This window comes from Rhodococcus sp. NPDC003348 (assembly GCF_053589375.1).
The window spans coordinates 1-12,891 of the sequence record NZ_JBSFRT010000043.1 but is presented as its reverse complement, the minus strand read 5'-3'; the positions used below and the strand labels follow the sequence as shown (position 1 = coordinate 12,891).

General features: G+C 69.3%; 12 protein-coding genes. 8 read left to right on the top strand and 4 right to left on the bottom strand.

Annotated features, from left to right (window positions below; translation table 11 throughout):
- Positions 1-194 precede the first annotated feature (194 nt).
- The gene (locus tag ACWDU4_RS23025; protein ID WP_450116252.1) at positions 195-1,601 is read left to right on the top strand and encodes a selenium-binding protein SBP56-related protein; all 1,407 of its coding nucleotides are present in this window, start codon (positions 195-197) and stop codon (positions 1,599-1,601) included.
- Positions 1,602-1,641: 40 nt separating this feature from the next.
- On the opposite strand, the gene ACWDU4_RS23020 is transcribed toward ACWDU4_RS23025, so the two are convergent.
- Positions 1,642-2,250, bottom strand: coding sequence for a TetR/AcrR family transcriptional regulator (locus tag ACWDU4_RS23020; protein WP_450116251.1), 609 nt, complete (start codon positions 2,248-2,250; stop codon positions 1,642-1,644).
- 72 nt (positions 2,251-2,322) lie between these two features.
- Here ACWDU4_RS23020 and ACWDU4_RS23015 point away from each other — a divergent pair, with 72 nt between their 5' ends.
- Genes ACWDU4_RS23015 through ACWDU4_RS23005 form a run of 3 tightly spaced genes read left to right on the top strand, consistent with a single transcriptional unit; the run spans position 2,323 to position 5,650 of the window.
- Complete coding sequence (locus ACWDU4_RS23015; RefSeq protein ID WP_450116250.1) at positions 2,323-3,915, top strand: flavin-containing monooxygenase; 1,593 nt, start codon at positions 2,323-2,325, stop codon at positions 3,913-3,915.
- Positions 3,912-4,748 carry an SDR family NAD(P)-dependent oxidoreductase gene (locus ACWDU4_RS23010; protein ID WP_450116249.1) on the top strand — a complete coding sequence of 279 codons (837 nt, stop codon included), beginning with the start codon at positions 3,912-3,914 and terminating at the stop codon, positions 4,746-4,748. The genes ACWDU4_RS23015 and ACWDU4_RS23010 overlap by 4 nt, the downstream gene beginning before the upstream one ends.
- 2 nt (positions 4,749-4,750) lie before the next feature.
- The gene (locus ACWDU4_RS23005; RefSeq protein ID WP_450116248.1) at positions 4,751-5,650 is read left to right on the top strand and encodes an alpha/beta hydrolase; all 900 of its coding nucleotides are present in this window, start codon (positions 4,751-4,753) and stop codon (positions 5,648-5,650) included.
- Between the two features lie 66 nt (positions 5,651-5,716).
- Here the strand turns inward: ACWDU4_RS23005 and ACWDU4_RS23000 are convergent, their stop codons facing one another.
- Together ACWDU4_RS23000 and ACWDU4_RS22995 are read right to left on the bottom strand one after the other, a co-directional pair.
- Positions 5,717-7,666, bottom strand: a complete 1,950-nt coding sequence (locus tag ACWDU4_RS23000) for a vWA domain-containing protein (RefSeq protein ID WP_450116247.1) — start codon at positions 7,664-7,666, stop codon at positions 5,717-5,719.
- 95 nt (positions 7,667-7,761) lie between these two features.
- On the bottom strand, positions 7,762-8,379 hold the full coding sequence (locus ACWDU4_RS22995) for a glycine betaine ABC transporter substrate-binding protein (protein ID WP_450116246.1): 618 nt from the start codon (positions 8,377-8,379) through the stop codon (positions 7,762-7,764).
- Between the two features lie 113 nt (positions 8,380-8,492).
- On the opposite strand from ACWDU4_RS22995, the gene ACWDU4_RS22990 reads away from it, so the two are divergent.
- From ACWDU4_RS22990 to ACWDU4_RS22975, 4 genes are read left to right on the top strand one after another with little or no spacing between them, the layout of a single operon-like run.
- Entirely contained in the window at positions 8,493-9,437 is a 945-nt protein-coding gene (locus ACWDU4_RS22990; RefSeq protein WP_450116245.1) for an ABC transporter substrate-binding protein, read from the top strand.
- A 9-nt stretch (positions 9,438-9,446) separates the two neighbouring features.
- Positions 9,447-10,550, top strand: coding sequence for an ABC transporter ATP-binding protein (locus ACWDU4_RS22985; protein WP_450116244.1), 1,104 nt, complete (start codon positions 9,447-9,449; stop codon positions 10,548-10,550).
- A complete protein-coding gene (locus ACWDU4_RS22980) occupies positions 10,550-11,278 on the top strand; it encodes an ABC transporter permease (protein WP_450116243.1) in 729 nt (242 codons plus the stop codon). Before ACWDU4_RS22985 ends, ACWDU4_RS22980 begins: the two co-directional genes overlap by 1 nt.
- Positions 11,275-11,964 carry an ABC transporter permease gene (locus ACWDU4_RS22975; RefSeq protein WP_450116242.1) on the top strand — a complete coding sequence of 230 codons (690 nt, stop codon included), beginning with the start codon at positions 11,275-11,277 and terminating at the stop codon, positions 11,962-11,964. Before ACWDU4_RS22980 ends, ACWDU4_RS22975 begins: the two co-directional genes overlap by 4 nt.
- On the opposite strand, the gene ACWDU4_RS22970 is transcribed toward ACWDU4_RS22975, so the two are convergent.
- On the bottom strand, positions 11,951-12,826 hold the full coding sequence (locus ACWDU4_RS22970) for an alpha/beta fold hydrolase (RefSeq protein ID WP_450116241.1): 876 nt from the start codon (positions 12,824-12,826) through the stop codon (positions 11,951-11,953). The genes ACWDU4_RS22975 and ACWDU4_RS22970 overlap by 14 nt on opposite strands.
- Positions 12,827-12,891: the final 65 nt, after the last annotated feature.

Below are 12,891 nucleotides of genomic sequence, written 5' to 3'. Positions count from 1 at the left end.
ACCCCAGCGCCGCGGGTCGACGTCGTCGGCCGTGCTCCGCCTCGATCGTGCGCCCCTACCCCGCTCAGGGCGCGCGTAGTCGACTACTCGACCGGCCGGCCGTTCCGTGTCGAGTTGTCGCGACGGTTCCGTAGCTCGGCGGGTTCTCATAGGCTGATGTGCGGGTCTCATCGTCTCGACGAAGGAGGCTGAAGATGAATCAGCCAGCCATCGACCCGACCTTCTATCGGACCGCGGCGGACGCGGCCGCAGCACCACCGGAGAAACTGGCCTACGTGGCCGCGTTCGACCGCGCGGCCGACAAACCCGACGCGATGAGCGTGGTCGACGTCGACCCCGGCTCTGACACCTACGGCCGGGTGATCGGCTGGACCGAGGTGCCCGGGCTGGGCAACGAGCTGCACCATTTCGGCTGGAACGCGTGCAGCAGCGCGCTGAAGCACGAGGGTCACGACATGGCGGGGCTGGCCCGCCGTTACCTGATCGTGCCCGGCATACGCTCGTCCGCGCTGTACGTGCTCGACACCGAACCCGACCCGAGTCACCCCACCGTGACGAGGGTCGTGGACGCAGCCGATCTCGCCGCGAAGGCCGGCTACTCCCGACCGCACACGCTGCACTGCGGGCCGGACGGGGTGTTCCTCACGTGCCTCGGCGGTGCCGACGGATCGGACGGCCCCGGCGGGATCGCGTTACTCGATCACGGCACGTTCGACGTGCTCCGGCAGTGGGAAACCGATCGGGGCCCGCAGTACTTCGCGTACGACGCCTGGTGGCATCTGGGCCGGAACACGCTGATCAGCAGCGAATGGGGCACACCGTCGATGCTCGAGAACGGGCTCGTACCCGAGCTGCTGCTGGCGAACGAGTACGGGCACGCACTCCACTTCTGGGACCTCGCCACCGGCGAGCACCGGCAGCGAGTCGACCTCGGCGCGCAGCACCAGATGCCACTGGAACTGCGCCCGTCGCACGACCCGGAAGCCACGTGGGGATTCGTCGGTGTCGTCATTTCGACCGAGGACCTGTCGGCCTCGGTCTGGCGGTGGCACCGCGAGGACGGCAACTGGGCGGTGGACAAGGTGATCACGATCCCGGCCGAGCCTGCCGATCCGGACCAGCTGCCACCCGCACTGAAGCCGTTCGGCGCGGTGCCCCCGCTGGTCACCGACATCGACCTGTCGGTCGACGACAACTTCCTCTACGTATCATGCTGGGGCACCGGCGAACTCAAGCAGTTCGACGTGCGCGACCCCGCCCACCCGACGGAGACCGCGTCCGTCCGTCTCGGCGGGATCGTCGGCCGCGCAGCGCATCCGGCGGCACCGGACGAACCGCTGTCCGGCGGTCCGCAGATGGTCGAGATCAGCAGGGACGGCAAGCGGGTCTACGTCACCAACTCCCTGTACGGCGCCTGGGACGACCAGTTCTATCCGGATGGTGTCGGCGCATGGATGGCGTTGATGCACACCGATCCTCAGGGCGGGATGACCGTCGACGAGCGATTCTTCCCGCATGGCGACGACTTTCGGGGTCTTCGTGCACACCAGGTCCGTCTCCAGGGCGGCGACGCCTCGTCCGATTCGTACTGCTACCGGTGACTGCCACGGCCTGAACGCAGCCGGGACACCGAGGAGGTGGCTACCGCAGCAGCGCGGCCGCAATGTCCGGGGCCAGCGCGACCGCGGGCAAGGCCTGAACGTGCAGGTCGATCAGTTCCTCGCGGCTGATCTGCGGCTCACGTAGCCAGGTGATGGTGGCCTCCTCGACGAACGCGATCCAGCCGCGGACGGCGAGGGTGATGCGGGCGTTCGGTTCGATGCCGATGCGCGGCAGGTGGGTCGCGATGCGGTCCGCCATCGCAGCCCGGGTGCGTTCGAACTCCTCACGCATCTCCGCGTCCCCGCTCGCGCTGCCCCGCAGCAGCGAGACGTAGGTGCTGCGGTTGTCGCTGACGTAGTCGACGTACGCGGCGACGGACCGGCGCAGCATCTCCATCGGTTCGAGGTCCGGATCGGGTTCGGTCTGCACGAGCATGTCCGCGCCCGTGTGCCGGACGATGGCGAGGTGGAAGTCGCGCTTGGACGCGAAGTAGTGGAAAAGCAGGCCGCGGGACACCCCGGCCTGGTCGGCGATCTCCTCGACGGAGATCTGTTCGAGGGGCCGCTCGGCCAGCATCCGCGCGCCCAGGTCGAGCAACTGGGCGCGTCGCTCCTCCGGACTCATCCGGGTGCGTTTGACCGGCTCCATGACTCACCACCTTACTGAACGTCGGTCAACAAGCTATTGACCGCGGCTCAGTAAGCCCATATTCTGCACTACATGAGTCTTCCAGTTACAGGTACTGCGGTGCAGTCCGGAGCGACCGCGCGAGAGATCGACACCCTGATCATCGGCAGCGGCTTCGCCGGCCTCGGCGCCGCCGTGAAACTGTCCCAGGAGGGCAAGAAGAACTTCCTCGTCCTCGAGCGAGGATCCGACGTCGGTGGCACCTGGCGGGACAACACCTACCCCGGTGCCGCGTGCGATGTGCCGTCCCACCTGTACTCGTACTCGTTCGCGCTGAATCCGGACTGGACGCGCTCGTTCTCCCCGCAGCCGGAGATCAAGCGCTACATCGAGACGGTCTCCCGCAAGTACAACGTCCTCGACAAGCACGTGTTCAACTGCGACGTGCGGTCCGCGCACTGGAACGCCGACCGGTCCCGCTGGATCGTCGAGTCGTCCCGGGGTACCTTCGCCGCGAAGATCGTCATCACCGCCGTCGGCGCGCTGTGCGAGCCTTCGCTGCCGGACATCAAGGGCATCGACGGCTTCGAGGGCGAGATCTTCCACTCGGCACAGTGGAACCACGACTACGACCTGACCGGCAAGCGGGTCGCCGTGATCGGCACCGGTGCGTCCGCCATCCAGATCGTCCCGCAGCTGGCCGCCAAGGTTTCGCAGCTGGACGTGTACCAGCGCACCGCGCCGTGGATCCTGCCGCGCGCCGACCGCGAGTACACCGCGGCCGAACGGTTCGCGTTCAAGTACGTCCCCGGCTTCCAGAAGCTGTCCCGCCTCGGCATCTACCTGATGCGGGAGACGCAGGTCGTCGGACTCGCAAAGGCCCCGGTGTTCATGAAGCCGCTGCAGTTCGCGGCGGAGCGGCACCTGCGCCGGCAGATCAAGGACAAGGCGTTGCGGCGCAAGGTCACTCCGAACTTCCGGATCGGCTGCAAGCGGATGCTGATCTCGAACAACTACTACCCGGCCCTCGCGCAGCCGAACGTCGACCTGGTCACCGACGGCATCACCGAGGTCACCGCCACCGGCGTGGTCGACAGCACCGGGCGACGCCGGGACGTCGACGCGATCGTCGTCGCGACCGGCTTCCACGTCACCGACTCGCCGATGTTCGCCGGCATCTTCGGCCGCGACGGCCGTGCGCTCGCCGAGGTTTTCGACACCCACGGCCAGCAGGGCTACAAGGGGTCGTCGATCGCGAACTACCCCAACATGTTCTTCCTGGTCGGCCCGAACACCGGTCTCGGCCACTCGTCGATGGTGTACATGATCGAGTCCCAGCTGAACTACGTGGTCGACGCCGTCAACGTGATCGAGCGCAACGACATCGGCACCATCGAGGTACGGCAGGAAGCCCAGGACCGGTACAACCGCGAGGTGCAGGGCAAGCTCCGCAACAGCGTCTGGAACAACGGCGGCTGCGCCAGCTGGTACCTCGACAAGCACGGCAACAACACCACCCTGTGGCCCGGCTTCACGTTCGAATTCCGGGGCCTCACGCGGCGATTCGATCTCGACGCATACGACAGCGTCAACGTCGCCGACCTCCCCGCACCGGCCGTGGGCGACCCGGCCACCACTCCCGACAGCGACAGCAGGAACGACAACGAGAAGGTGACGGTTCAGTGAGCGAATTCGCAGGCAAGGTCGTCGTCATCACCGGCGCCGGATCGGGGATCGGGCGCGCGCTCGCACTGAACCTGGCCCGCCAGGGTGCCAAACTCGCGCTGTCCGACCAGAACAGCGTCGGTCTCGCCGAGACCGTGCGCGATGCGAAGGCGCTCGGCGCGGAGGTCAGGTCCGACCACCTCGACGTCACCCAGCGCGAGGCGGTGCTCGAGTACGCGGACGCGGTCGCCGCTCACTTCGGCAAGGTCAACCAGGTCTACAACAATGCCGGCATCGCCTACCACGGCGACTTCGAGCGGTCCGAGTTCAAGGACATCGAACGGATCATGGACGTCGACTTCTGGGGAGTCGTCAACGGCACCAAGGCGTTCCTGCCGCACCTCATCACCTCCGGCGACGGCCACGTGATCAACGTGTCCAGCCTGTTCGGCCTGCTGTCGATGCCCGGCCAGAGTGCCTACAACTCCGCGAAGTTCGCAGTACGCGGCTTCACCGAGTCGCTGCGCCAGGAGATGCTCATCGCCAAGCACCCGGTGAAGGTGACGTGCGTGCACCCGGGCGGTATCAAGACCGCGATCGCGCGCAACGCGACCGCCGGTCCCGGCGAGGACCTCGCCTCGTTCTCGGAGTTCTTCGACAAGAAGCTGGCACGCACCTCCCCCGAGGACGCCGCGTCGACCATCGTCAGCGGCGTCCGAAAGGGCAAGGCGCGGGTGCTGATCGGTGCCGACGCCAAGCTCCTCGACGGGTGGGTGCGGCTGGTCGGGTCCGGCTACCAGCGGATCGTCGCCGAGATCGCCGGGCGCGTCGTGCCGAAGCCGAAGGCGGACTGACGATGTACCTGCCGCGGCCGCTCGTCGCCGCCACCATCGGTCCCTTCTACCGGCTGGCCCTGCACTCCTCACTTCCGGCGCCGGTGGCACGCCGAATCATCGACGCCGGCTCGGTCCTGCAGCGGCTACCCCGTGACACCGTCGTCCGGGAGCTCACCCTCGCGGGCCGGCGCGCCGAACGGGTCACCGTCGGCGCCACGGAACGGCGCACCGCCATCCTTTACCTGCACGGCGGCGGCTTCACGCTGGGCTCGCTGGACACCCACCGCTCCGTGGCCGCTCACCTGGCCCGCGAGACCGGTGCCGCCGTGTACGTGCTGGACTACCGGCTGGCGCCGGAGCACCCGTATCCGGCGGGCCTCGAGGACGCAGTCGCCGCGTACCTGGAACTGGTGGGCGAGTACGGGTTCACCCCGGATCAGCTTGCCGTCGCAGGCGATTCGGCGGGCGGCGGACTGTCCCTGGCCACCGCCCGCCGACTGATCGACCGGTACAGCGTGAAGCCGGCGGCACTGGCCCTGATCGCTCCGTGGGTGGACCCCGGCGCCCGCAACACTCCGTTCGACCGCGACCTGGTGATCAACACCGGGTGGTCGTTCAAGGCCGCGGACGCATACCTGGGCGGCGGCGACCGCAGCGACCCGGGTTACGCACCGCTGCTCGGCGACCTGTCCGGCCTGCCGCCGACGATCGTGCACATCGGCACCAGCGAGGTGCTCTACCCGCAGGTCGTCGAGTTGGTCGACAAGCTCCGCTCGTCGGGTGTCACGGTGGAGTACCGCGAGTACCCGACACTGTGGCACGTCGCGCATCTGCAGGCCTCGATCCTCAGGGAGGCCGATGACGCGGTCCGCGAACTGGGCGCGTTCCTGCGCGCGGCGCTCATGGCGACCGCGGCCTGAACCTCGACCGGGTGGTTGTCGCGTCACCGTCACGCGACAACCACCCGATCGCATCGAGGCTGCGGGCTATCCGCGGCGCGAGCGCACCGCGAGCCAGCCACCGGCACCGCACAGCGCGACCACTGCGGCGGCGACCCCGATCAGGACACCGGTGCTCGACGACGTCGAGTCGGATTCGCCTGCCGCCGTGTCACCGGCCGCCCCTGTCGCCGTGCCGTCGTCGGCACGGCCACCGGGATCCGTTGCCGCCGCAGTCGTGGTCGCGGCGTTCTCGCCGAAGATCCCGTCCGTCGTCGCGGCCGCATACGAGGGACCGCTCTCGGGCGTACCGCTCACGGTCAGATCGAGTCGGATCTGCACCGGCAAGCTGTCGCCTTCTTGCGCTGTCGAACCCAGTTTGACCGCGATGTAGTACCACCCCGGCAGGGCTTGACTGCGTGCGTCGATGTCGTCGGATGTGCGGTTGCCGTAGCGGATCGGGACGCTGGTGACCGCCGGGGCGTCAGTCGGCAGCACCTGGTCGACACCGTGGTACCCCGCGAAGTCCAGATTGATCTCTTCCCGGGTCGGGGCGTACAGGATGGTCTGGATGTTGGAGAGGTTCTTGGAACCACCGGCGCCGTTGGCGTCGTAGTGCACGTGATACGCCAGGCCCTGACCCCAGTCCAACTCGACCCGGTAGAACACGAACTCGCCCGGCGCGAGGGTGTCGGTGTAGCGGCCGCTTCCGTCGAGGTCCGCGGCGACGGTGAAGGATCCGCCGCCCACCACCGGGGTGCCCGCACCGGTGGGTTCGACGAAGGTGGTCGGCGACGCGACGGCGGCCGGGCCGGGATCGGTTGCGGCGGGCTCGATCCCGACGAGAAGTTCGATGGGCAGCCGGTCCGGCATCCCCTGCGAGGCCTTCTCCCAGGTCGGCACGAAGTAGTAGCGTCCGCCACCGCGGCACTTGTCGGCGCCGCTGCCGTCCTCCGCGCGCTTCTTCGTCGCCCCGTCGAAGGCCTCCGCGACCGTCAGTGCCGCGCCGTCACTCGAGTTCGTGGCCTGCTCGAATTCCATCGCGTTGCAGTCGCGGCCGTCGCTGCCGTAGACCCGCAGGTACAGGACGTTCAGATCCTTGACGGCCTCGACGCCGGGCACACGCGGAAAGGAGAGGGTGCCACTGAAGTAGGCGGTCGCACCGTCCGGGATGTCGACGGCGTAGTAGCGCGACTCCTTCTGGCCGATGGTGTCCAGGTACTGGCCGGGCGTCGCGACCGGTGCGGAGTCGTGGGTGGGTGTTCCCGCGATCGGAGTCCCGGTGGCCTTGTAGTTGCGCAGCGCGGCCGCGGTCACCCTGGGCAGCGTCCGCTGCAGCGCCGCGCCGTCGGCAGCGTCGGTGTAGGTGCCACCGGTGGCCTGTGCCATGCACGTGAGCTGGGCACGGGCCTTGTCGTCGACCGCGAACCCGATCGCGTGCATCACCAGATCGACGCCCTGCGCTTTCAATTCTCTGGCGACCTCACACGGTTCGGGCGGGGCACAGGTGTCTTCTCCGTCCGAGACAAGCACGACGGACCGGGGCCCCGAGTTCGGGAGGGCGGCCGCGGCCTGGCGCAGCGCGGTGCCCATCGGCGTCCAGCCACTCGCCGTGATCCCGTCGACCGCGCCGGTCAGCGCGGCCCGGTCGAGAGTTTCCGCCTTGTGCAGTACCCGGACGTCACGACAGCCGGCGGCCTTCTCTGCGTCGTCGCTGCCGGTCCCGGTGCCGTACACCGTCAGCCCCACCTTGGCCTGTGCCGGGGCTGCGTCGACGAAGGTGCGGACGGCGTTCTTGGCCGCGTCCATCATCGTGCCCGCCGGATCGGGACGCTGCATGGATCCGGATGCATCGAGGATGAGCATCGTCGGGGCATAGGTCGGGCCCGAGTCCGTGCTTTCCTGCGCCCAGGCGGGTGCCACAGCCATCGTGAGACCGATCAGGGCTGCGGCCCCACCTGCGGCCAATCCGGTCAGTCGCTCGACAATCCTCGGCATGGTCCCCCCACCTGATCCGTGTGCTCGGCTCCGTTCGGGACCCGACCATACAGACACGATGCGGGTGCGGTCACCGGTCGACTGGGTGGGAAAACTCAACGCGCAGAGAGCCAATCGCCAGCTATCTGATCTGGACTGCGCTCGCCGCGACGCACCCTCTCCCCCATCTCGGCCAACTCGGCCGACGTGAGTTCCCCCGCCACCACATTGAGCGCCTTCACCTGTGCCTCGGTGAGCACTCCGGTGCGCATCAGCGGCACGATGTCGAGCGCCGGCTCGTCGCTCCCCTCCTCACCTGCGTCGCCCGCACCCGGCGCTTCCGCGAGTCCGTGGTCGGACACCGAGAGACCCTGCGGCAGTGACCTGTTCAGCTCCTCGAAAACGTCGTCGGAGACGATGGCGGTGGCGCCCGGCTGCAACCGCAGCAGCAGGCTTCCCGTGTACTCCGGCACCAGCGTCACCGCACCGGAGTCCAGTGCACTCAGATCCTCCCCCTCGGCGAGGCCGAGCCGGGTCTGCACGGGCGATCCGGTACCGCGCAGGACCCCCGCATAGATCTCCGCGAGTACGCGGGACTCGGCTGACTCGCCGGACCCGACGGTGACCGGCGCCGGGGCCGGATCGGCGGTCAGCGAACTGCCGGACGAGCACCCCGCGAGCGCGACCGCCGTCAGTGCGGCCGCCGCGACCGTCCTGCCCAACCGAGGATTCATCGCGCGCCACGCTCCTTCGCTCACCGTGCGGATGCGGGTTCCATCGTTACACTGAGCGCCGGCAGCATCGCGAGCGGCCGGGTGCTGACACCGGAACCGACCGGAAGGATGTCATGGCGTTCTCGCTGCGCTCCCGCCTCACACTCGGCGTCGCCATCGCGCTGACCGTGATCACCGCCTCGGCGTGCTCGAACTCCGATCCCCTCGACACCGGAGGATCCGGCTCCGGCCCGGACACCGTCGTGGTCGGCTCGGCGGACTTCCCCGAATCCGAGACCGTCGCGAACATCTACGCGGAAGCACTGCGGGCCAATGGCTTCGACGTCACGACGAAACTCGGCATCGGCAGCCGGGAGACGTACGTACCAGCCGTCGAGAACGGGACGATCGACGTGATCCCCGACTACACCGGAAACCTGCTGCAGTTCCTCGACAAGGACGCGACCGCGACCTCCGCCGCAGATGTGAACGCCGCCCTGGCCACCGCGCTGGGCCCGAACCTGGCGGTCGCGACGCCGGCACCCGGCGAGAACAAGGATTCCGTCACCGTCACCCGGGCCACCGCCGACCGCTGGCAGCTGACCTCGATCGCGGACCTCGCCCCGCACTCTGCGGAGGTGACCTTCGGGGCGCCCGCCGAATTCCAGGAACGCGCCGTCGGCCTGCCCGGACTGCGGGAGAACTACGGCCTCGACATCGCTCCCGGCAACTTCGTGCCGATCGCCGACGGCGGCGGCCCGGCCACCGTCCGGGCCCTCACCGACGGAAAGGTCGTCGCCGCCAACATCTTCACCACCTCCCCGGCGATCGCCGCGAACGACTTGGTGGTCCTGGCCGACCCGAAGAACAACTTCCCCGCGCAGAACGTGGTGCCCCTGCTGCACGCCCAGAGTACGAGCGACAAGATCACCGCCGTGCTGGACGCGGTGTCCGCGAAACTGACCACCGACGAACTCGTCGCCCTGAACGAGAAGGTGTCCGGCGACTCCAAGACCGAGCCCGCGGACGCCGCCTCCCAGTGGGTGGCCGCGCAGGGTCTGGATCAACCGGTCGGGTAGGCGTCGGCGTTGATCACCTTCGAGTCGGTCACCAAGCGGTACCCGGACGGAACGGTCGCCGTCGAGGATCTGAACCTGGCGATCGAGCCGCACCTGCTGACGATGTTCGTCGGCCCGTCGGGCTGCGGCAAGACCACGTCGATGCGGATGATCAATGCGATGGTGACCCCGACGTCGGGCACCGTCACGGTCGACGGCCGCCCGGTCGCGGAGACCGACCCGGTCGAGTTGCGTCTCGGGATCGGGTACGTGATCCAGGGCGCGGGCCTGCTGCCGCACCGCACCGTCGTCGACAACGTCGCGACCGTGCCGGTGCTGCGTGGGCAGTCCCGGCGGGCGGCCCGCCGCGCCGCGCTGGAGGTGCTCGAGCGGGTGGGCCTCGACACGGCGCTGGCGACCCGCTACCCCGCGCAACTGTCCGGAGGCCAGCAGCAGCGGGTCGGGGTGGCGCGCGCACTGGCAGCGGACCCACCGATCCTGCTGATGGACGAACCGTTCAGCGCCGTCGATCCCGTGGTGCGGGCGGAGCTTCAGGCCGAGATGCGAAGGCTGCAGGCGGACCTGCGCAAGACGATCGTGTTCGTCACCCACGACATCGACGAGGCCGTCACGCTCGGTGACCGGGTAGCGGTGTTCGGCCCGCACGGACATCTCCAGCAGTACGCCGAACCGCAGACCGTACTCTCTTCCCCGGCAACGGATTTCGTCGCGTCGTTCGTCGGCCGCGACCGCGGCTACCGGGGCCTGTCGTTTCGCACCGCGGAGGAGGTGCCAATTCGCGAGGTCCGGACCGCGACCCGGATTCAGGTTCCGGGGCTGCGGTTCGGGGACGGCGAGTGGGTGCTCGTGGTCAGCGACTCGGGCACCCCGATCGGGTGGACCGATTCCCCCGACCTCGCCGGCGTCCGCGCCGGCGGATCGCTGTTTCCCCGGGGCGGCGACCTGCGACAGGCTCTCGATGCCGCGATCTCGTCCCCGTCGGGTATCGGTGTGGCCGTGGACGATTCCGGCGCGGTGGCCGGCGGCATCGATGCCACGGAGGTGATCGCCGTGCTCGCCAGGCAGCGGCGCGACGAGGAGCGAGGCCGGACGACGCCGGACACGGTGCGCTGATGCGGTGGCTGATCGACAACTTCTCCGTCGTCCTCGACCTGGCCCGGACGCACCTGTACCTCGCACTGGTGCCACTGCTCATCGGCCTGATCGTGGCGGTGCCACTCGGCGCCGCCGCGCACCGGGTGCCGTGGCTGCGCCGGACGACGACGATCGTCGCGTCGCTCGCGTTCACCATCCCGTCGCTGGCCCTGTTCGTCCTCCTTCCGCCCCTGCTCGGTCTGGATCTGCTCAGCGAACTGAACGTGGTGATCGCACTGAGCATCTACTCGACGGCGCTGCTGGTGCGGGCCGTTCCCGAGGCACTGGACTCGGTGCCGGTAGCGGTGGTCGACGCGGCCGTCGCAACGGGACACACACCGCTGCGCCGCGCGCTGACCGTCGACCTGCCGTTGGCACTTCCGGTGCTGATCGCGAACATTCGCGTGGTCGCCGTCACCAACATCTCGCTGGTGTCCGTGGGCGCGTTGATCGGTGTCGGCGGCCTCGGCGTCCTGTTCACCCGGGGATACCAGCGGGACTACCCGGACCAGATCGTCGCCGGCATCATCGCGATCGTGGTGCTCGCGCTGCTGTGCGACGCCGCGCTGTACCTGGCCGGGCGGTTCCTGACGCCGTGGACTCGAACCGGCAGAGCCCTGGGCCGAACCGGCAGAGCCCTGGGCCGAACCGGCAGGGGCCTGGGTCGAGCTGCGGCGGCCCTGCGAGCGGGTGAGGGTCCGGCATGAACATCTTCACCGCCGCCTTCGCCTACATCGCGGACCCGGCGAACTGGTCGGGGCCGACCGGCATCGCCACCCGGCTCGCCGAACACCTCGCCTACAGCGTGCTCGCGCTGGTGGTGTCGGCGGTGATCGCGATCCCGCTGGGGCTGCTGATCGGCCACCTGCGCCGCGGCGAGGCGGTTCTCGTCGGCGCCGTGAACGCGCTGCGGGCGCTGCCGACGCTGGGCGTGCTCACCTTCCTGGTGCTGCTGCTCGGGCTCGGTCTGATCCCCCCGATCCTGGCGCTCGTCCTGCTCGGTGTCCCGGCGATCCTGGCAGGCACCTACGCCGGCGTCGCCTCCGTCGACCCCGTGGTCGTGGACGCGGCACGCGCGATGGGTATGACGGAGACCAGGGTGCTCGGGCAGGTCGAGGTACCGAACGCCTTGCCGCTGATCGTCGGCGGCATCCGGAGCGCGACGTTGCAGATCATCGCGACCGCCACCATCGCCGCCTACGTGAACCTGGGCGGACTGGGACGCTACATCTTCGACGGCCTCGCACTCCGCGACTACCCGCGGGTGGTGGTCGGCGCGATCCTCGTCGCGGCGCTGGCCCTGGTGGTGGACGGCGTTCTCGCACTGGCGGTGTGGGCGTCGGTGCCGGGCACCGGACGCCTACGTCGCCGGACCGTCGTCAGTTCGCGCTGAGGAACTTCAGGATGCGGCCGTTGACCTCCGCGGGCCGCTCCAACTGAAGGAAGTGGCCCGCATCGGCGATCAGGTGAAATTCACTCCCCCGCGGCAGGCCCGGCGGCACCAGCGCGGCCAGCCGCGGATCGAGGCACCCGTCACGATCACCGTGCAGGTAGAGCGTCGGCGTCGTCGGAAGCCGCATCTCCGCCCCCGTCCAGCGCCGGTAACGCGCCGGCACCCGTGGGAAGGGACGCGCCATGTTTCGGTAGTAACCGATCACCGCGCGGCCGTGCGCCGGATCGGCGATCGCCGCCAGCACCGCGGGCAGGTCGTCGCTCGCGTCGTATCCGGGTGACCAGTCCGCCCACAACCGGCGCACCAGCGGCTCTGCGTAGCGCTCCGGCAGGAAGGGCAGCTGGTTGAACGGGATGTACCAGCTGTTGCGCAACTGCCTCGGCAGCACACGGAGCGCTGCGGGTGTCCGCAGCGTCGCGAACGGCGGCACCGCGAGCGCGACGGTCGCGGCGAACGGGTTGTCGGTGTGGGCGGCGAGGGCGTTCGCGACGATCGCGCCCCAGTCGTGCCCGACCAGCACCGCATCCGTCCCGCCGTCCAGCTGCGTGTGGATGGCGACGGCGTCGTCCATCAGTGCGGCGATGTGCCCGCTGCGGTCGGCCGGCACCGCCGAGGGCGCGTAACCACGGGTGAACGGGGCCACCACCCGCCAACCCTCGTCGGCAAGGGCCGGACCCAGGTGTCGCCAGGTGTGGGCGGTGTCCGGGAAACCGTGCAGCAGCACCGCCAGCCGCCCGGTGTCGGGGCCCCACGTCAGGGCGCGCAGCCGAACCGCTTCGAGGTCGAGGGTGATCTCACGCACGCCGACGATCATGCACCCCCCGAAACGGCTGAAGGGCACTTTCGTTCGGTTGAACCGAACGAAAG